Origin of the sequence: Siminovitchia sp. FSL W7-1587 (genome assembly GCF_037963795.1) — a bacterium.
Lineage (GTDB): Bacteria > Bacillota > Bacilli > Bacillales > Bacillaceae_C > Siminovitchia > Siminovitchia thermophila.
On sequence record NZ_CP150169.1, the window covers coordinates 1,844,617 to 1,864,168 of the forward strand.

Annotated in this window: 14 protein-coding genes and 4 pseudogenes; 6 read left to right on the forward strand and 12 right to left on the reverse strand. The window is 39.5% G+C overall.

Going from position 1 to position 19,552, the window contains the following annotated elements; translation table 11 throughout:
• Positions 1-67 precede the first annotated feature (67 nt).
• Both NST31_RS08545 and NST31_RS08550 read right to left on the reverse strand, forming a co-directional pair.
• Entirely contained in the window at positions 68-766 is a 699-nt protein-coding gene (locus NST31_RS08545; protein ID WP_339165032.1) for a CpsD/CapB family tyrosine-protein kinase, read from the reverse strand.
• On the reverse strand, positions 753-1,499 hold the full coding sequence (locus NST31_RS08550) for a YveK family protein (RefSeq protein ID WP_339165034.1): 747 nt from the start codon (positions 1,497-1,499) through the stop codon (positions 753-755). The genes NST31_RS08545 and NST31_RS08550 overlap by 14 nt, the downstream gene beginning before the upstream one ends.
• Before the next feature lie 151 nt (positions 1,500-1,650).
• Between NST31_RS08550 and NST31_RS08555 the strand changes: the two genes are divergently transcribed.
• Positions 1,651-2,451, forward strand: coding sequence for an SGNH/GDSL hydrolase family protein (locus NST31_RS08555; RefSeq protein WP_339165035.1), 801 nt, complete (start codon positions 1,651-1,653; stop codon positions 2,449-2,451).
• Positions 2,452-3,218: 767 nt separating this feature from the next.
• Here NST31_RS08555 and NST31_RS08560 read toward each other — a convergent pair.
• From NST31_RS08560 to NST31_RS08575, 4 genes and pseudogenes are all read right to left on the reverse strand, one after another.
• Complete coding sequence (locus tag NST31_RS08560; RefSeq protein WP_339165037.1) at positions 3,219-4,253, reverse strand: MraY family glycosyltransferase; 1,035 nt, start codon at positions 4,251-4,253, stop codon at positions 3,219-3,221.
• 79 nt (positions 4,254-4,332) lie between these two features.
• Positions 4,333-5,139, reverse strand: a complete 807-nt coding sequence (gene tagH, locus NST31_RS08565) for a teichoic acids export ABC transporter ATP-binding subunit TagH (RefSeq protein WP_339165039.1) — start codon at positions 5,137-5,139, stop codon at positions 4,333-4,335.
• 14 nt (positions 5,140-5,153) lie between these two features.
• The gene (locus NST31_RS08570) at positions 5,154-5,972 is read right to left on the reverse strand and encodes an ABC transporter permease (protein WP_339165041.1); all 819 of its coding nucleotides are present in this window, start codon (positions 5,970-5,972) and stop codon (positions 5,154-5,156) included.
• 12 nt (positions 5,973-5,984) lie between these two features.
• Positions 5,985-7,124, reverse strand: a pseudogene (locus NST31_RS08575) (CDP-glycerol glycerophosphotransferase family protein); the annotation flags it as partial.
• Positions 7,125-7,304: 180 nt separating this feature from the next.
• On the opposite strand from NST31_RS08575, the gene NST31_RS08580 reads away from it, so the two are divergent.
• From NST31_RS08580 to NST31_RS08595, 4 genes and pseudogenes are all read left to right on the forward strand, one after another.
• Complete coding sequence (locus NST31_RS08580; protein ID WP_339165043.1) at positions 7,305-8,837, forward strand: glycosyltransferase; 1,533 nt, start codon at positions 7,305-7,307, stop codon at positions 8,835-8,837.
• 1,428 nt (positions 8,838-10,265) lie between these two features.
• Positions 10,266-11,261, forward strand: a complete 996-nt coding sequence (locus NST31_RS08585) for an LCP family protein (RefSeq protein WP_339165044.1) — start codon at positions 10,266-10,268, stop codon at positions 11,259-11,261.
• Between the two features lie 182 nt (positions 11,262-11,443).
• Positions 11,444-11,674, forward strand: a pseudogene (locus tag NST31_RS08590) (transposase family protein); the annotation flags it as partial.
• A gap of 241 nt (positions 11,675-11,915) precedes the next feature.
• Positions 11,916-12,860 (forward strand): annotated as a pseudogene (locus NST31_RS08595) (ISL3 family transposase); the annotation flags it as partial.
• Here NST31_RS08595 and NST31_RS08600 read toward each other — a convergent pair.
• From NST31_RS08600 to NST31_RS08620, 5 genes are all read right to left on the reverse strand, one after another.
• Positions 12,835-13,956 carry a glycosyltransferase gene (locus NST31_RS08600; RefSeq protein WP_205179217.1) on the reverse strand — a complete coding sequence of 374 codons (1,122 nt, stop codon included), beginning with the start codon at positions 13,954-13,956 and terminating at the stop codon, positions 12,835-12,837. The pseudogene NST31_RS08595 and the gene NST31_RS08600 sit on opposite strands and share 26 nt — an antisense overlap.
• A 96-nt stretch (positions 13,957-14,052) precedes the next feature.
• The gene (locus NST31_RS08605; RefSeq protein ID WP_205179216.1) at positions 14,053-15,366 is read right to left on the reverse strand and encodes a nucleotide sugar dehydrogenase; all 1,314 of its coding nucleotides are present in this window, start codon (positions 15,364-15,366) and stop codon (positions 14,053-14,055) included.
• Positions 15,367-15,738: 372 nt separating this feature from the next.
• Entirely contained in the window at positions 15,739-15,930 is a 192-nt protein-coding gene (locus tag NST31_RS08610; RefSeq protein ID WP_268920967.1) for a UDP-N-acetylglucosamine 2-epimerase, read from the reverse strand.
• Positions 15,902-16,150, reverse strand: a complete 249-nt coding sequence (locus tag NST31_RS08615; RefSeq protein ID WP_268920973.1) for a hypothetical protein — start codon at positions 16,148-16,150, stop codon at positions 15,902-15,904. The genes NST31_RS08610 and NST31_RS08615 overlap by 29 nt, the downstream gene beginning before the upstream one ends.
• A gap of 557 nt (positions 16,151-16,707) precedes the next feature.
• Entirely contained in the window at positions 16,708-17,100 is a 393-nt protein-coding gene (locus NST31_RS08620; protein ID WP_205179211.1) for a transposase family protein, read from the reverse strand.
• Between the two features lie 405 nt (positions 17,101-17,505).
• Here NST31_RS08620 and NST31_RS08625 point away from each other — a divergent pair.
• Positions 17,506-18,197, forward strand: a pseudogene (locus NST31_RS08625) (DUF4372 domain-containing protein); the annotation flags it as partial.
• 196 nt (positions 18,198-18,393) lie between these two features.
• On the opposite strand, the gene NST31_RS08630 reads toward NST31_RS08625, so the two are convergent.
• The gene (locus NST31_RS08630) at positions 18,394-19,533 is read right to left on the reverse strand and encodes a glycosyltransferase (RefSeq protein WP_205179209.1); all 1,140 of its coding nucleotides are present in this window, start codon (positions 19,531-19,533) and stop codon (positions 18,394-18,396) included.
• Positions 19,534-19,552: the final 19 nt, after the last annotated feature.

Genomic DNA, 19,552 nt, shown 5'->3' on the forward strand with positions numbered 1-19,552 from the left:
ATATAATCATCTTAAGTTTATATTACTGATGCATGATTTCCAAGTAAATACGCAGATTTACCGAATGCTATTTCGTTCCATAGTAGTAATAATTATCGTTTTTATCCATTTTTTTATTATTTAATACAACACCTAGAATTTTTGCTTGTGCTGCTTCCAGCAGATCTTTCGTTTTCTGAGCCGACTCCGTTTCCGTTTTGCCGCTAGAAATGACAAGGATCGTGCCATCGCATTGATTCGACAAAATTTGAGCATCCGTCACCGCCAATACGGGAGGCGTATCGAACATAACCAAATCGTATTCGTTTAAAGCTTCTTCAAAAAACTGCTTCATTCCGCGTGAACTCAATAGTTCTGCCGGATTGGGCGGTATGGGACCAGATGTAAGTACGAAAAGCAGTTCTTCAGATGTGGATTTTACGGCCTCTTGCAACTCCATTTGCCGCGCCAACACATTCGTCAATCCGAAAGTATTCGTTACACCAAATGTATAATGGACGGTCGGCTTTCTCATATCAGCATCCACAAGCAATATACGTTTCCCCTGCTGGGCAAAAACGATGGCCAAATTAGCCACTGTCGTAGACTTCCCTTCTCCCGGGCCGGAAGAAGTAACCATCAAGGAGCGAATTTCGTCATCGATCGAAGAAAACAAAATATTCGTCCGAATTGTCCGGTATTGCTCAGAGACCGGTGACTTTGGATTTAAACTTGTAATGAGCTGTCTTCTGGCCGGTTTCCCAGCCTTTTTCTTATTTAAAGCCAACGGTTTCACTCCTTAACCTCGTATTTCTCGTTGATCTCGAGGGTCTTTTCATGTCTTGTTCCTCAAAAGTGGCTATGGCTCCCAAGACAGGAAGGCCCAATAACTGCTCTACATCCTGCTCCGTCTTTACCGTGTTGTCCAAATATTCTAGGAGGAAGGCGATTCCTACTCCCGCCATCAGGCCAACGACTAAGGCAATAGCAATATTAAGCAAAGGCTTAGGCTTAACTGGTGTTGGATTCTCGCTTACTTCAGCAGTTGTAAGAATACTGACGTTGTCTACATTCATAATACTGGCTATTTCTTTTTGAAAAACAGTTGCAATCTTATTGGCAATTTCCGCTGCGTTGTTCGGATCGGGATCTTCCACAGTTACATTTACAACCTGCGAGTCTTTCTCACTTTCAACGGTTATTTTTTCATTCAGTTGACTCACCGTCATTTGCAAATCCAAATCGTTTATAACATCTTCCAATATTGCCGGGCTTTTGATAATGACGTTATATGTATTAATTAATTGTAAATTGGTTTGAATTTCTGCGGGATTGTATACAGGCTGGTCGCTTTTTGCCTGGTTAACAAGTAATTGTGTCGAAGATTGGTAGATGGGCGTCATAACAAAATAACTGACAGCTCCACTTAGTACGACGGCCGTTAACGTGACAAGCACGATGAGATTTATCCGCTTTCGCAGTGTTGCCATCAGTTCCTTTAAGCTTATAGTTTCTTCCATAGTTTCCTCCTGGTTAAATCTGTTATATGATATATGTAAATAGTAAAGTTTTTTGTCTAAATTCACAACTATATACGATTATATGTCGTATAATGTAAAAATGCTAGGGCATATTTTGGAAAATCTTACTATTTTTTGTAGGGGGCTTAGTATGAGAAGGTTTTTTACTTTTATAGCAGTTATCATATCCATTATATTTTTATTTGCAGGGCATACATATTGGAAACATAAGACCACTTCCATAAATGTTGAGAAAACGTCCGTAAAGGACGCAGCGTCGTCTACTTCAAAAGAAAAAAAGCAAGCTGGAGAAAGCAAGACCGATGAAGAAAAATTGGCAAAAGCTGCGAACTGGCCAGAGAATGCCCAAGCCGCTTTTGAAAAAGCCATGTTGAACAAACAACCATTGAAATTGGCTATTGTCGGCTCCAAAGCGCTAGGCGAGGAAGCAAATGGCTGGTCTGTTCAACTGCAAAATGTATTGGCTGATACATACGGGGATACACTTGATGTGAAAATTTTCCAACATGAAGAGCAGTCGGATCAATTTATAGCTTCCGGCCATGACAAAGAAGTTGCCAAATTCCAACCTGATATCGTTTTATTTGAACCATTCACATTAAATGATAATGGAAGCGTTAAAGCAGAAGATAGCCATGAAAACATTCGCTCCTTTATATCCGCTGTTCAAAAGGAAAAGGAAGGGGCTGTCGTTATCTTGCAGCCACCGCACCCGATCCATAACGCTACGTACTATCCATTGGAAGTAGAAGCGTTGGAAAAGTTCGCCGGGGATAACAACTTGCCATTTTTGAATCACTGGGCCAAATGGCCAGCTGTGGAAAATGAACAATTGCGCTCCTATTTATTGGAGGATCAAAGCGCTCCAAATGAAAAAGGACATGAAATATGGTTTACATACTTGAAGGAATATTTTATCGCAGATGCATAGGAAAGGGAAAGTCGGGCAGATAAATTCTGACCGGCTTTTCTATATGTACGGCCACAATGGCTTGCACCTTCTGCCACAGTCCCTTACAAAAAGGGATTGCCTTCCACTCAGATCCAACAGAAGCTTTTTATATGCTCATTGTTGCTTTCATTGTCCCAATTGCATTTTGTTCTGCCCTTTTTCCGTTGTTCCCCATCTCCTCCGTTGGATGGCGTCGGTAATTTCTTCTAGATTTAATAGATCGACACAAATACCACATTCGCGTCAATTTTTTTCATAACGGAAATCTTAACTGGAATTCCCGCAGCCATATATTCAAACATTTTTATGGGCAGAGTCTGAGTAATGTATTCTGATTCTGGATGAAGCACGATTTGTCCTGCTTGACTCCTTTTCTATCCAGGATAAACCATGTTTCGATCCGCCGTAGACTCACTCTTCCATTATCCATCGGAGCTTGTATCCGCATGAGTTGTCTATCGCTGCATAACATACAACATTTCCTTTTTCAAGCCACGAAGGGTTACTTTCAATTCATCCAATTTGGGAAAATAATTAGCATTGGCTCAAAGTTTTATAAAAACAATCGTGGATATGTGGTGATCGCGGCCACAATTAAGTCGATTTTTTAGCACTCTATTTTGAAACAAGCTTTGGATTTCCCGGTCATTTACCTTGAAACGGTGGCTTAAAAAGTTATTTGCGATGTTCCCAGACAAATTTTGATTAAAGACGGGCTGTAGAAGCATAACCCGCAGAAAATTCAGCTATTTTCTCCTGATCATGGTCAGAAGCGGTTTGTAGTTTTCGCCCACAAGACCAAGGGCTTCCGCAAAAATTTGCAAGGCAATGATCAAGATGCAAAGGATGACGATGGACAGCCAGGCGGTGGCCATGGAAAAAATAATTCCGGCCAGGCTGAATAGAGCCGCAATCGCATAGATCAGAAGCACTGCTTGCCGGTGGGAAAACCCTATTAGCAGCAGGCAATGGTGTAAGTGAGCTTTGTCAGGGGCGGCAATTGGTTTTTTATGAAGAATACGTCTAATAATGGCAAATAGCGTGTCAGAAATGGGCACACCCAACATGATAATCGGAATTATGAAGGAGATAAAGGTAACGCTTTTAAATCCGAGAAGGGAGAGAACAGCGATCATGTAGCCGAGAAACAAGGCGCCGGTGTCTCCCATGAACATTTTAGCCGGATAAAAATTGTACACGAGAAAGCCGAGGGTGCTGCCAATACATATCAATCCAAGAACGAGTACAAAAAAATCACCATGAAGGAATGCCATGAAGGTGATGGCAGAAAAAGCAATGGCCGATACGCCAGCAGCCAACCCGTCCAACCCGTCGATCAAATTGATGGCGTTTGTAATACCGACCACCCACAACAGAGTGATCGGAACACTAACAAAGCCGAGCACGAACTGCCCTCCAAACGGAATGTTCAATTCGGTGATCACCAATCCGCCATAGATGACAACGCCGCCTGCCGCGATCTGCCCAAGGAGTTTCATATGTGGAGGTAATTGTAGCATGTCGTCAAGGATGCCAGTCATGACAATGATGACTCCGCCAACCACGATCGTGAACACACGCTGGTCGAATGGCAAAACGAGAATGACACCTGCCAAAAAACTGGCGAAGATGGCAAGACCGCCCAAAAGCGGCATTGGCTTTTGATGAACTTTTCGCTGATTCGGCTGATCGATAGCTCCCCAATAGCAGGCCAATCGTTTCACGGCCGGAGTCAAAGCGATCGAGATGATAAAACAAATCAACGGCATTACATATATCACTGGAACCTTCCTCCTCCACCTTATCATGTGTAGCTATGAGGTGAAGTACCACAGGTTTTATCATGTAAATGATGGGAGATTATACTTGTGGCAAAAGGAATTCCTTCTGTCGTTCCATGGCCTTCTCTTTGTACATTTCCTTTTCTTCCCGTGACATTTTTTTAAAATCGCTTAAAAATGTTTCGTATTGCGGAATCATTTCATCCACGGCGCCAAAACCTTTCACCATCCCGTACTCAAGCCAAAGAATTTTTTCGCAAAACTGTCTCATCTGTCCGAGTGAATGGCTAACGAAGATGAGCGTTTTTCCCCTCTTTTTAAATTCCTTCATTTTATCGAGGCTTTTTTCAGCAAACGCCCTATCTCCAACGGAAAGTGCCTCGTCAATGAGTAAAATATCGGGATCGATATGGACAGAGATGGAAAATCCGAGACGGGATCTCATACCGCTTGAATATGACTTCACGGGTTGATCGATGAATTTTCCCAACTCCGAAAAATCGATGATTTCCGGTTCCAATGCTTTGATTTCTTCTTTCGAAAAACCGAGCATGAGCAGCTTTAATTCAATGTTATCCCGCCCGGACAAGTCTCCTTTGAGTCCTGCCGCTACTGCGATCAATGCCGCCTGTCCGCTTAATTCCACCGTACCCGACGTTTCGGGAACAATCCCGGCGACGATGTTCGCCAACGTTGACTTCCCTGATCCGTTCATGCCCATAAACCCGACGGATTCGCCTTTTTCAACTTCAAAGCTGACATTGGCCAATGCATAGAAATCCTCGCCATAATCTTTGGGAAAAATCAAATCAAACAGGCGCTCTTTCGTTCCATTGTACAATTTATATTTTTTAGTGACGTTTCTGGCGATAATTGCTTTTTCCATATCATCACGACCTGTTATAAGTAATCAATAAAATGTCTTCTGAATTTCATATGCAGTTTTGCGCCAAATAGGAGCAATATAATGGCGACCGCCCAGAAATAAAGCGAATATCTCCAATGTTCGGCAAAATACCAGCCCGTTCCAAACAGTGCGGCCCGATATCCTTCAATTAAATAATATAGTGGATTGATTTTCATAATGGTCGGAAGCGGGTCTTCTAAAATGGTGACTTGCCATAAAACAGGCGACAAATATAGAAGCATTCTCAATGTCGCGTTCAGCAGCATATGTACATCGCGAATGATCGTCGACAACGTGGACGTAATCAACGAAATGGCGAATACCAAGAAAAAAGTCGCGAAAATAAAGTAAAAGATTTGCAAGAAATAAATCGTCACAAAATAGCCGGATACTTGAAATATCAGGATTGTAATGCCAAGTAATATCAAGTGCGTGTAAAACTGCGAGAAAATGACGATGTTTGGTATAACGCTCATCGGAAAATTCATTTTTGACAGTATGAGCAAACGTGTATAAATCGATTTTGACCCTTGAATGACGGCTTGATAAAAAAAGGTCCATAACACAAAACCGCCCAGCAACCAATAGATAAAGGGCACTTCAAACCCGGGAACCACTTCGATATTCGCCCGTTGGCGGATGCTCCCGAAAACGAACCAGTATATCAAAATTTGAATGACCGGGCTGATCACTTCCCACGCCATCCCAAGGTAGTTGCTTTTATTTTTGCTTTTTAATTCATAAAGGGACAGCCTCCGGATCAAATAGAAATGCCCGATTTGCTCTTTCAAGACGTTCCATGCAGATTTCATGAAAAAACCCTTTCACAGCGGGCGTACGTTGAATAGTTCATTGACGACCCGTTCACTGGCATTCCCTTTATCCAAATAACAAAATTTGTCATAAAAAGCTTGCAATGTGTTAGAGTCGATTTGATATTTCATACTCTTAATTTCGTGAATTAGATCATCAGTCGTTTTAACCAAGGGACCCGGGGCCTCTTTTTCAAAATCAAAATAAAAGCCGCGTAATTTGTCCCGGTAATCTTCAATGTCATACACGAAAAAAATCATCGGCCGCTTTAAGTTGGCAAAATCAAAAAAGACGGAAGAATAATCGGTAACAAGGATGTCCGAAATGAGATACAGGTCACGAATATCTTCATGTTGGGAAAAATCGTACATAAATCCTTCATAGCCTGACAGATCAAGATGTTCCGCAACAAGATAATGGAGCCGGAATATGATGATATATTCATCGGCAAGCTCCCTTTTTAAGGCTGCAAAATCAAGCTGAATGTCAAATTTATACCGGCCTTTGCCGTAGTACTGATTATCCCGCCATGTCGGGGCATATAAAATGACCTTTTTCTCCATTGGCAAGCCGCATGACTTCTTGATTTCCGCGATTTTTTTAGTATTGTTGTTATGGATTAAAAAATCGTTCCGGGGATAGCCCGCTTCAATCATTTTTTTTCCAAAAAGAAATGCCCGCTTAAAAATCTCCGTCGAGTATGCATTCGGTGAAATTAAAACATCCCATTTTCCGGATTCTCTTACAAAGTTTCGCTTATATTTATTCGTGTTTGTCCCCGGCATGTGCACCTCTTCCATGTCAAGTCCGAGCTTTTTTAACGGCGTGCCATGCCATGTTTGGACATAAATGGTTTTCGGGGATTTGGTCATCCAAAGCGGAAATCGGCAATTCGTCACCCAATATTTCGCTCTGGTCACCGTAAAAAGCCATTCAAGAGAAAAGCGCCTGACATATGGGATACCGTGTTTGTCAAATTTCTCCGTACAACGCTTATCAACACTCCACACCATTTTATATCCCGAATGATGGTCTCTTAAAAATTCATAAATAGCCCTTGGATTACAGCTGTACTGCTTTCCCAAAAAACTTTCAAACACAATGAGGTTCTTGTTTTTCGGCAATATTAAGGCCAACCATCTAAACGTCTTTTTGTATATTTTTAAAAGCTTTTTTTTAAGTTTTTTACTCATCACCATCACCGTGCTCCATTTGGAATGCCATATTGAAAAGTATGTCCAATGAATCGGGTAATAAACCGGGGAGAACTTATAAAATGAGGGTGTAAAGCTCATAATACGGTTAACTGATACGCTTATGGGAGGATTACCATGTTTTCATTCCTGACTCGCATGTATGCCACTTTTACAAATGGAAGATCGCGGTTTGAGTATAATCCTGAAGGTTATTACGTCCATCCAGCCAACCGGAACAGGGAATTTAAAGTTTCGGTCGTCATGCCTGTATATAACGCGGAAAAAACACTGCGAAAAACAATTGATTCCGTTATCCGGCAAACGATCGGCTTTGAAAATATCGAATTTTTGATACTGGATGATAAGTCGACAGACAATTCGCGGCCGATCATTATGGAGTACGCCCGTTCTTATTCAAATATCGTTCCCGTTTTTTTTAAAAGCAATAACGGTTCTCCTGCGAAGCCGAGAAATGTCGGAATTGATTTGGCAAAAGGCAAGTATCTCATGTTTATTGATTCAGATGACTGGCTCAGTAAAAACGGAATTGAAGTCCTACACCAATTGTTAGAAAAAACGGGAGATCCTTACGGGATTGGAAGAACGATTAAAGTGGAAGATAATAAGTTTGTCATCACTGGAGAGTACAACAGTTGCGAGTATCGAGAATCGATAAATCCCTGCACGATTCCCCATATTTTTCAGCATTTGGGGCCGACGGCGAGAATGATGAGAACGGAATTTTTAAGACAACACAACTGCCGTTTTCCGCATATGAGGTTTGCGGAAGATAAACAATTTTTCATTGATGTTTTAACCAACTGTCCGAACATATCGACTACAAAAGAGGTTATTTATTACGTCAATCGTTATCGGGACAATAAAAGCCTCGTTTCCAAAACATCTATTTTTGAAAAAACGGATACGAACTTGGAAGTCATTCGGAATGTCATCAAGAAACAGTTGCCGGAAAACATTGAGCGGATGGTTTTGAACCGTTTATACGAATTTGATTGCATCACCAGGCTGTTCAACCGCCACCATTTCTTGCGATCACTTCGAAAAGACAAGTATTACAAGAAATTTGCGGAGGTGTTGGAAACGACGAAAGGGCTGCGGTACGACTTTACCGAAAATTTTTTCGAACCTTGGCATAAAGTGCTCGTTGATCTTTTCAAGCAAAATCGCTATGACGACATTGTCAGATTAATTGAGTGGAGCCTGAAAGATACGACAAAAGAAACAGTCATTCGGCAGGGATTGCCATACTACCGACTGCCCCTTGATGAGCCGTACCAATGGGCCCGAATCAGAATGCTCGCACTGTACCATGACCAAGTCAAGGAAGCTGATCGTTTTTTATTACGAGTCAAGATTTACGGTGACTATATGGACAAACTACATTCATTTGTCATTCGCCAGCGTCATAACGAATTGAATGAAATCGAGTTGCCCATTCGCCATGCGGGCGGAGAGCTGTATGAAATTGAAATTCCATTTGAGCGCCTAGCCGAACTCTCTTCCGCGAGCCACTTCATGTTTATTCGCTACTGTGACTATCAAAAATTGCCGATCAAAATGAACGCGCGCCGAATTTTTGACTACGATAAGCGGCAAATTGATTTTTATACAACAATCGGGGATAACATTGGAGTGAATATCAAGTAGAGTTGAATTGAAATGAGGGCAGACACGTTTGCCGGAAGTCAAATTCGCGTTCCAGAAGACGTAACAACTGAAATTGCAGAAGAGTTCCCAACAGGTTACAGGGTACCGAAGATATCTAATATAGTGGGGGGCTGGGACACGACTAAATCAGCTGATGAAAAAACGAACAATAAAGTGAAACTTCATTCAGTAGGAGTTTTTTTCCATCTCCTGATGAATGTTAGTTGAACCAATCGGGCATTTAGGTGCCGTTTCTCACACTTAGACCTTTTGTATTCACTCAAGATTTTGATGTGGGAGGCTTACGGCACCTTACATCGGGATCAATTGTCCTAGTGTATAATACGCAAGCTTTTAGCGTAGTCAAAATAGGTAGACTCCTGCGGGAATAGCTCGATCTGAAGATCCCGCGGGAAAGCGACCTTTGCTTTCCGAGGAAGCTGAAGAGACCTGCGGAAAGCGAAATATGTTGACGTAGCGATGATAGGGATTTTTTCACAAAAATAAACCGAACAATTCCATCAACGGGAAGATACGTCCAAATACCCGCTTGAAAGAGGGAGTCGAATCTCGCTTAGGATTAGTCGAAAACAGCGCATCCTTTTTGATAAGCCCCAAAAATGAGCCAGGCTTCTTTAAAAAAATGTTTTAACAAACTGCATGAACATATCGACTACGAAAGAAGTCATTTATTATGTGAATCGTTACCTGGGCAATAAATGTCCTGTTTCCGAAAAATCTATTTTTAAAAAAAATGGTTACGAACTTGGAATCTTTAGCATACAAATCGAGCAAACCAGAGAATTTACCTTCCTAAATGATACTCCACCATTTCTTACAAATACTGCTGAAATATTGTGATATAATGGATAGTATGTAAAAGTGCAGACTTAAAAACAGGAATGGCGAACCAGTTAGCCATACCCGTGACAAGAAACAATCCAATCATGATCTTCCGCAACAAGAGTTGTGGATTCCTTTCCTTAACCTGTCTAAAACAACCAAGTTTTCCAAAACTGGGCGAATTCATAAACTGGAAATAATGCTTGCGTGGTTCAACCCAAGGACAACTGTTATAATGACTAGATTTGTAGTGAACTGCACCCTAAAGACGCTCCTTTCTTTGGGTATTTAGATTTTCGGAAACTCATTGATACCAAAGGACGGAGCTTTTTTTATTTAGCAACTTAATATTACTGTCACAATTTCAGCTTTACAATCTTCGCCAAACATCTTCAAAAATAGACTTCAGTATGCTATTCTTTTGTAGAATATTAAAATGGTGCCGATGATTTGAAAAACCGCACGAAACAACGATTTTGCAAAAAACGGAAGAGTGCGCTGCATTCATCACTACCGGTACAAGTTGTCCTTCATATTAGACAACCATTTGAGCTGTTAATTTAATTTGAAAAGAGGTACCTGTGCATGGAACAAACCAGGTTAATAAAAAAGAAGAAAAAAAGAAAGAAACTTAAAATATTTGTCTTTTTCATAATTTTACTTTTAGTAGGGGCACCTTTAACATATGGCGGCTACTTATTTTTTACAATTAAAAATGCTGCCGGGAAGTCATATACCGAACTTGAACGCGAAAAATCAGAATATAGGATAGAAGATGTAAAACTAGGTAAGGATCCTGTATCAATTCTACTTATCGGTGTAGAGGATTATTTAGAAGACGGTCCTGGCCGCTCGGATGCCTTATTGTTAGTCACACTGAATCCAGAGACGAAAGAAGTGGCCACTTTAAGCATTCCAAGGGATACAAGGACCTACATTAAAACAGAAGGCAAAAAAGATAAAATCAACCATGCCTATGCATTTGGCGGAGTACAAGCAACTATACAAGCCGTCGAAGATTTATTTGAACTCCCTGTTGATTATTATGTCGAAACAAATATTAAAGGCTTTCAGGACATTGTCAATGAACTGGGCGGTATAACGGTTGATGTTCCATTTGACTTTAAGCAAGTGGGTATGGACGGAAACATGATATACTTCAATCAAGGGGAAGCGAAACTAAACGGACGTGAAGCATTAGCATTTGTACAAATGAGAAAAGAAGATCCGCGCGGTGATTTTGGACGCCAGGAAAGACAGCAGATTGCACTTAGAGCCATTGCAGATAAAGCTCTTTCCATCAGCTCATTGGCCAAAATTGATAATGCCATTGATGCAGTAAGCGACAGCACGAAAACAAACATATCATTAAACGAACTACTCGGACTCAGAAATTTTTACAACGAAATTAAAAATCAAGAGATCAACATACTGCAACTTGAAGGTGAAGACACGAGGATCAATGATGTTTACTATTTTGTTCCTCATACTGAATCGATTAATGAAGTAAGGAATAAATTAAGCCAGATCCTTGAAATAGAAGACAACATAGACAACACCGGAGAAAGCATAAATGAATAAATGAGCAAAGAAAGGCTGCACCGTAAAGGGTAGGGTTATCCTTTTTGGTGCAGCCTTTTATTTTGGGGTCTATACTAAATGTTGGGGTTTCACACAATTTGCCCATAAAAAATACACGCAAACATGCAATTCTTTTATACTTGAATTGTCTAGAAACAAGCAAAGATTGGAGTTGCGTGCAAATGAATTTTACCATAAAAATCCCTGGTCTTAAAGATCTGTGGATTACAAAAGTGGAGGAAATGGAAGATCGTGTTGTGCTTCATGTGGAAATGCCTGTCAAGGTACACAAGTGTCCCAGATGTGGGAAGAAAACCAAGAAAGTTCACGATTATCGTATTCAAAAGATCAAACATTTAAAGTGGTTTGAGCGGTTAACTTACCATTTCTACAAAAAGCGCCGCTATGCCTGTTAGTGGCAGTTTAACAATGTAGGTTTCGGCAGTATATTATTTGCATACGATCGCTTTACATGGAGTGGCGAGCATGGTAGGCTTTTCGCCTGGCGAAAGAGTGGTTTATTGACCTTTCGCCCTTCGACAGACATTATGCTCGCAGAGGCTCCATGTCAAGCGTTAATGAGCGATGAATATTTATCAATCTTACAAAATAAATATCCTGCCATTTTATACATACCTTGATTGCCAAATACACTATGCCTGTTCGTGCGGGAAGCGATTTGCGGAGGAGAATCCTTTTGTTCATCGATATCAACGGCTTTCTATCGAATGGAATCGTGCACTATCCGTACGGATAGTGCAAGCGAAGACATTTAAGGAAACTGCCAAGCAGTTTGGTGTCTCCGTATCAACCGTCATGCGCAGATTTGACCGTTTGGCCGTAAAGGAAATGACAGAGGTCCAAGAGCTGCCAAAAGTGATTGCCCTCGATGAATACAAAGGAGATACAAAGACAGGAAAATATCAATTGATTATTGCGGATGGGGAGACCAAGGAACCCATTGACATCTTGCCAAATCGAAAAAAGAAGACCATCAAGGATTATCTCCAAAAACATGGAACCAATGTGGATGTAGTCATTATGGACATGAGTCCTTCTTTTAAGGCAGCTGTCCAAAAGGCATTGGGGAAACCGGTTATTGTAGCCGATCGTTTTCATTTTTGTCGTTATATCTATTGGGCTTTTGACGGAGTCAGAAGAAGAATCCAATCTAAATGGAATGATTATGACCGTAAAAAATGTAAAAGGATGCGCTATGTGTTTTATAAAGACAGTGCAAAGCTAACCGAAAAGGAACGCTGGTATTTGGACAGGTATCTTGGGATGGATGAAGAACTTCGCAGGGCTTACGAATTGAAAGAGTCCTACTGCAGTTGGTTCAAGCAAGCCAAGGAAAATGGACAGGTTAAGATCAAAGAAACGAAGCAGAGATTATTGGGTTTTTACAGGAAGGTAGAACAAGAGGGTATCCCTGAATTTGAGAAGGCTATCCGTACATTCAAGAACTGGCAGACAGAGGTATTAAACAGCTTTTTATTTGATTACTCAAATGGTTTTTTGGAGGGAATTAATAACCTAACGAAAGTCATGTTGGGTAGGGTGAGATTGCATCTCACTCCACCCCAACATTTGACATAGAACCTTTATTTGTAACCGTTTCAATATAAATGCTTTCCATAGTGCCTACGTTCTTTTCCCAAGCATAATTCTCTAATACAAACTTTCTACCGGCAGCCCCCATCTGTTTGCGCAATGATTGATCATTAACAAGAATAAGGATTTTCTCCGCCAACTGTTCCACATGTTTCGGTTCTACGATAAAACCGGTAACTTCATCTATTACAACTTCCGGCAATCCCCCCACATTTGAGACAACAACAGGAGTTTCACAAGCAGATGCCTCAATTACTGCCACACCAAAGCTTTCACTAAGACTCGGTGCACAAAAAACATCGATGCGGTTCAACCACAATGGTACTTGATCATTTGGAACAGCCCCAACAAATTCAACGTGCTTTTGTATTCCTTTTTTTCCTACCATTTGTTCTAATGCTTCCCTCCCGCTCCCATCACCTACAAACAAAAGCTTAAGGTTTATTGTATTGTTCTCATCATTGTTTCCTATGTCGGTTAAGACCTTCGCAAATGCTTCAATTAAATATTTAGCTCCATAAATAGGCTCCAAAAGTTTTATCATACCGATTGTTATACTGTTATCTAGGCTTTCCTTCTGTTCGTAACGTTTAAATTTTGTCGTATCAACCCCAAATGGGGTTACCCTGATATCAGTTTCCGGTTTTAGGAATTTCTCTGTTTGGATTTTCATACTATAACTCGTTGAAAGGATTTGATCAGCACTCTGTAAATTCCTTTTCAAGGTTTTCTCTTTGAAGCGACTTTGATAAGGAAACTCAAAAACATCGCTCCCCCACACCGACAAGATCATTGGATGAAAGTTGATTAACCGTCCCAAAGTCCCATATCCACTTGCATAGTGAACATGAAATAGATCCGGCTTTATTTTGTTTAACAGCCTTTTCCCTTGCAATGCGTTCAAATAATATCCTACAGGGGCGTGAAACAACAATTTATGAACTTTGATCTTGGGATGCAATGCTTTTATATCAGGTGTATGTATTGTCAATAAATGAACTTCATAATTTTTTTCAGCAAAAGCATTTACCCATTTGATTGTATGAATGGAATTGGCCGGCGCCAAAAAACATATTCTCATGTTTATGTCTCCCTTTAGCTTTCCTTTAAAAAACGATAAAAAAACAATAAATAGTAGGACATGCCTATTATTTATTGTTTTTTTTACTTATATTTTTCAGAGCTTATAATAGTTGTCCATTTTTTCTTGTTTACTCATTGCATTCCTAGTATCAAATATTGCTTTGCTTGACCGGGCTACTAAATCGTAATCAAAGGCACTATGATCCGTCAGAATTAGAGTTAAATCCGCACTTTGGATTGCTTTTTCAGTGAGAAGAACCGTTTCAACTACTTGATGATCAAGTTTAAAACTTGCTACATGTGGGTCAATTGAAATCACTTCGGCCCCTCTTTGCTTCAACATGGAAATGATGGAAAGGGATGGCGATTCTCTTACATCATCAATATCTTTCTTATACGAAACACCAAGAACTGCTACAGTTGAACCCTTTAATGCCTTTCCAAACTCATTTAATATTTCCAAGCATTTATGCACGACAAATTCAGGCATTGAATTATTGATTTCACCCGCTAATTCAATCAATCTTGTATGATAATTGTACTCCCGCGCCTTCCAGGTTAAGTAAAATGGATCGATTGGTATACAATGGCCGCCAAGGCCAGGACCGGGATAAAATGCCATAAAACCATACGGTTTTGTTTTTGCAGCATTAATCACTTCCCAAACATCAATATCCATCTTATCACATAAAATAGCCATTTCATTTGCCAATGCGATATTGATATGCCTGAATGTGTTTTCGAATATTTTTTCCATCTCTGCAACAGCGGGGCTTGAGACTTCATGAACTTCCCCATCCAGTACAGCCCGATAAAGCGCTGAAGCTACTGCTGTACAATTTGAGGTAATCCCTCCAACAACTTTGGGAGTGTTTTTTGTATTATAAAGCTTGTTACCCGGATCGACGCGTTCCGGTGAATAGGCGACAAATACGTTTTCTCCGACGACAAGCCCATTAGCTTCTAAAACCGGGCTAATAATTTCTTCCGTTGTTCCGGGATATGTGGTCGATTCCAGTACAACGAGCATGCCTTCATGTGCATATTTTGCTATTTCCTTGCTTGATTGGCGTACATAAGACGTATCGGGTTGCATATGCCGATCTAACGGTGTTGGAACACAGATGGCTACAGCATCTACTTCCTGAATACGTTGATAATCAGTTGTTGCTTCCAATCTTCCCAACTTCACCATTTTTGACAAATCTTCATCCACGACATCGCCAATATAGTTATGACCTTCATTCACAAGGTTTACTCGACTTTCTTGTATATCAAAGCCAATGACTTTAAAACCAGCCTTCGCTTTTTCAACAGCTAACGGCAATCCTACATAACCAAGTCCAACGACACCAATAATGGCCTCTTTCACTTCAATCTTCTTTAATAAAGTATTTACAATGGTCAAAATTGACCTCCTCCCCTACTCTTAAGAAATTGTTATGTGATTTTATTGAGCAAGCTTATAACTTCCCCAATTAAATAACATACGACGTATGATCAAAAACTTGCCATACGAAATTATAATGCAGAAACTTAGTAAAAGTATCCCCGAAATTCATCATTAAAAAAACTCACAAGCACGAACAACCTTTTAATATTGTGAGATTCACGCTTCATTTACGGAATTCATTATAACACAAAAAAACAAAGGGAAATAGTAGCTTAATCATACGGGAGAGGTAATACATTCTGTCTTATCTATTAATAACAGCCTGTATTGCTTTTTTACAAAATAAGGAAAAACGCTTTATACGCCTTAGAAAAGCTTGACAGTTAATTACTTTGACAACAATTCAACAATTTTTTTAGATGCATCCGCTTCTCCAAAATATGCTTCATAGTTCGGCGAAATTGATTTATATACAGCATCCACGATCTTTTGAGTATCCGTACCAACAATGTTAGCTTCCGATTCCAGTGTCTCGACCCACTCCGTTTGCTCACGCAAAGTAACACAAGGAACTTCCATGAAATATGCTTCTTTTTGAACCCCGCCTGAATGTTACAATTTTCAATTCAAGATTTTCTAATTTCAACATATCTAAATATCCGACTGGTTCAATAATATGCAGATCAGGTATCTTGTTAATATCCAGTCCAAAATAATGAAGCTTCTTTTTTGTACGTGGGTGGACTGGCCAAACTTTTGGCCCTTTTATTTGAGAAAAAGCATCAATAATCCGACTCATTTTTTCAAAATCATCGGTATTCTCAGCTCTATGAATGGTAATTAACTCAACTTTCGCACCAATCAACTAGTGTGTAATCATTGGTAGTCTTAGTACGAAGGCTTGCCAATCATAACCTTGACATCTGCAGTAAGAAATGAAAAAACACCTCATTTTTTGGTACAGTGAGATTGTCTGAGATCACTACCACAGAAGAGGCGTTCCTACTATAATAGATCAAAATAGCCAATATAATCAACTGCCGAATGAACTTAATTTGTTTTTTTCTGAGCTAGAAGTGAAAGGCATTTGCGTCAAGCAGGCATTAAATAATTCTTTGGTTTCAGTTGTTCTTACTTGTTTCAGCTTGTATTCTGCTTAATTTTCCAGCAACCATGTCTTAAATGTTTCAGCTGTTCGATCGGGTAATAAGTCAATGGGATGAGATGTTTGAGCATCGCAAATAATAACCCCATACTTATGTCGCCGTTTGAAAGCAAAATCATCAATACCAACGAAAGGGACTCTCCTTTTTTGGCAGAGGTGTTTTGTAGATAAGACGCAATAAAGAATCATGGCTAACCGGCATACCTAATGTCCGGCACACTTTTTTCTGCCTGCATTGCATGCGTTGAAAATGCAACCTCTCGAAGAGCATTTTCCAGTCGCTGAGTACGTCTGCGATAAGGAGCTATCCAAGGTAGTCGTTCTGTAAATACTTGTCTCTCACATTTGCTATTTTTGCAGAACCATTTATAAGATTTTACATGAATAAAAACTTTACGTTCTTCTATAGGGAGATCTGAAATCTTACGCATATAGGAGCTATGACGATTAAACGAACGCTTGCCGCATGTTGGGCATAGGGCGGAAGACGAGGAAACAAACACAACAAACTCCATTCGATCAGATTCCTCTAATACCGATTCAACCTTAAGAAAGGGATCTAGTCGTTTCAGAACATTTTTCATGAGTATCACGCTCTTTTTCCTTTTGGTTGTTATATTCCCATTTTATTGTCAAATAACACCCATCAAAAGTGCGTAAGAACCCTTTTTTCAAACAGGACAATTTCCCGTAAATGTTCTTTATCCCGGTTTGAAACCGCCTCTCGAAAGCCTTGAATGAAGCAAAATAGGGGCGTAGTTCTGGATATCGTTTAAGAAATCATCAACGAACGCCTTGTCTTTTTCTTTTGTAGAATACCTCCATTGCCATAAAGCTCGACGAATTTCATTTCTTGTGTAATAGCTTGATGGCTGAAGTGTTTGTCCCTCTGTTTTCGTTTTCTGCGAATTTCGGTAACTAGCACTCGTACAGAACTATAGGGACCTTTATATCCCTGTTCGGTAATGGTATTGTAAATTTCCTGAACAGTACGTCCATTTTTTTCTAAGGTGAAAACCATGAAATTAGATTTCTATACGAAAAAATTAACGACAGAGTCATTCCTAAAATTACTGCTTTTTTCTCAGCTACATGAAGTAGAAAGTCTTCATACGCTAAGTGATTGTCTTTTCGATGATCATTTTCAAAAAGAGATTGACCTTGATTCGATCAGTATTTCGTAGCTGTCACGCCGATTAAATGGCATGAATCCAGATCTATTTCAAAGGCTTTTCCTTGACTTAGTCCCACAAATTCATGCCAAAAATCACTATACAAAACTTGTAATGTCGTTAAAAATCATAGATTCAAGCACATTGCCACTGAATTTAACTAACCATAGGTGGGAAAAGTTCCGCAAAACAAAAGCCGGCGTGAAACTGCATCTACGCCTTGTATTTATGGAAAAAGGAACTTCCTATCCCGAAAAAGCCGTCATATCAATGCCAAAGAACACGAACGTGGTCGGCGGGGTGTTTGGGATTCTTTCCCCGGGGCAAGAATCCCAAACATCCAAAATCAAGTGTTCATCGCACTGATTGTTTTTTGCCTACATGTTCTCGAACAAATAGAAACAGGAAGCAAACGAAAAACCTTACAAATCAGCCGTTATCTACGGGCTGCTTTGTGGAAGCCAGCGCATATTTGGCTTCGAAAAATTGAAGGAAAAGGCGTTCCCTGATAAGTAAGTTGTCATCGCTCTTAAAGTCTAATTATAAATAAATCTCAAATGGATGGAACCACCTGTAGTTAGGTATTTACTTTTTTGGCTCTTAACAGGGAAAACAAATAAGCGGAAAATCCCATCAAATTTTATGCAACACTAGTGCTTCCTTGCTATTAAAATATTTGACTTGGATAATTACCTTGCTTGGGTACTATGCCTCCGAAAAAAGTTTTTTTATTTTGGATAAATCTGCATACACTTTAGCAGCCCTTGCATACCAAGAATGATTTTTAAAAGCGGTTTGTAGAATATTATTTTTATACTCAATATAATTATTTTTTTGGATAATGTTTAAAATAGATTGAGCAAGCTCATCAGCCGAATCTTTTATAACTAAGCCATATCCGCCTTCCCTTACGATCCTTGTTTGCGCGCTACAATCTGTTACGATTAGCGGCAACCCAAAAGAGAGGTATTCAAACAATTTTACGGGCACTGCAAAGTCATGATATGAATTTTTTTGTATCGGAACTATTCCGATATGAGCTTTTTTGAACACTTGTATTAAACTTTCTCCTGATAAGTGCTCAATTGTAACCCAATCATTTTCAGCCTTTTCTTTTAGAAATGTATTTTGTTCATATTCAGCTTTTCTACATATTACATACAAATGAACATGCTTTTTCTTTTTTTGTAATAATATTTCCATTGCGTCAATTAAAGTCTTTATTCCATATCTTTTACTTATCCCGCCTATATATATTAAGTTCACTCTGTCATTTATCTTTGGATTACTTAGATTCTTCATTTTATCAATCCCAGGTGGAAGTTCTTCAATATTTCCATCCCAACCTACATATTCATTCATCTCTAATGAGGGGAGATATAAAACATCAACAATTTTGTGGAACTGTCTTAATTCCTTTTGATAGATAGCGCGCATCACGGGCGTTAATAACTTCTTAGCTCCTTCTAGCGTATACAATTCTTTAAATTTCCAATAAATATCCCGATAAAATAATCCGATGGGAACATTGTTTCTTTTCAAGAATTTCCAAAATCGAATATCACTAAAAGGATGTCTAGGAACATGGTCTTCATCGGTTAACCAATAGGGCATTGTACTATTTTCCATATAGCAAAACAATGTTTTTTTTATTTTCTCAGAATTAATAAATTCCTTTATTTCCCTTTTCCTTTGTTTGCTTTCTCCTGAAATAACGATTATTTCAATCCCATAATTATTACCCAGTAACTTAAAAGCCTCAACCATTTTATGAGGTCTAACACTAGAACCGGTTTTTGGATTGTCACTTAGCTTATATGGAAAATATACAATAATATTTTTCATCCAACTTCACCTTTTACTT

Bases quoted from the DNA above. Each gene is read 5' to 3' on its own strand.
- NST31_RS08550 (WP_339165034.1), bottom strand. From the start codon at position 1,499: ATGGAAGAAACTATAAGCTTAAAGGAACTGATGGCAACACTGCGAAAG.
- NST31_RS08555 (WP_339165035.1), top strand. From the start codon at position 1,651: ATGAGAAGGTTTTTTACTTTTATAGCAGTTATCATATCCATTATATTT.
- tagH (WP_339165039.1), bottom strand. From the start codon at position 5,139: ATGGAAAAAGCAATTATCGCCAGAAACGTCACTAAAAAATATAAATTG.
- NST31_RS08570 (WP_339165041.1), bottom strand. From the start codon at position 5,972: ATGAAATCTGCATGGAACGTCTTGAAAGAGCAAATCGGGCATTTCTAT.
- NST31_RS08580 (WP_339165043.1), top strand. From the start codon at position 7,305: ATGTTTTCATTCCTGACTCGCATGTATGCCACTTTTACAAATGGAAGA.
- NST31_RS08585 (WP_339165044.1), top strand. From the start codon at position 10,266: ATGGAACAAACCAGGTTAATAAAAAAGAAGAAAAAAAGAAAGAAACTT.
- NST31_RS08600 (WP_205179217.1), bottom strand. From the start codon at position 13,956: ATGAGAATATGTTTTTTGGCGCCGGCCAATTCCATTCATACAATCAAA.
- NST31_RS08610 (WP_268920967.1), bottom strand. From the start codon at position 15,930: ATGGAAGTTCCTTGTGTTACTTTGCGTGAGCAAACGGAGTGGGTCGAG.
- NST31_RS08615 (WP_268920973.1), bottom strand. From the start codon at position 16,150: ATGAGTCGGATTATTGATGCTTTTTCTCAAATAAAAGGGCCAAAAGTT.
- NST31_RS08620 (WP_205179211.1), bottom strand. From the start codon at position 17,100: ATGAAAAATGTTCTGAAACGACTAGATCCCTTTCTTAAGGTTGAATCG.
- NST31_RS08630 (WP_205179209.1), bottom strand. From the start codon at position 19,533: ATGAAAAATATTATTGTATATTTTCCATATAAGCTAAGTGACAATCCA.